The sequence below is a fragment of the Thomasclavelia sp. genome (assembly GCF_047249845.1).
GTDB lineage: Bacteria > Bacillota_I > Bacilli_A > Erysipelotrichales > Coprobacillaceae > Thomasclavelia.
In genome coordinates, this window is sequence record NZ_JBKTWO010000193.1 from 1,142 (window position 1) to 1,500 (window position 359).

The following is a 359-nucleotide window of genomic DNA, read 5'->3' on the forward strand; positions in this document are numbered from 1 at the left end:
TCTTTATAGATATCCATATAAGCAACATTTGCTTCAAATGGCTGACTATCCTTAAAAACAAATTGTTTCAATTCTTCTTTAGGAATAAAACTATTTAATACTTTATTCATAGAAGCCTTCATATCATTTTTAGTGACCATATTTTCTTTAATCCCATCAATTTCTGTCTTTAGTTCTTTATGACCGTTGTACATTTCTTCTTTAATCTTCATATTATCTTGTATTAATGAGTTCAATAGATCTGTACAACCTAATAATTGTCTGATTTCATTAATATAATGTCTCATCTTTTTAAATGTTCTCATAATCATTAAACTCTGATGGACTGCAACTTCCCCTTTTAATACAGGCGCAAGCAT

The 359-nt window shown here is 28.1% G+C and carries 1 pseudogene; it reads right to left on the reverse strand.

Going from position 1 to position 359, the window contains the following annotated elements:
• Positions 1-305 (reverse strand): annotated as a pseudogene (locus tag ACLR9T_RS14730) (ORF6N domain-containing protein); the annotation flags it as partial.
• Between the last annotated feature and the right edge of the window lie 54 nt (positions 306-359).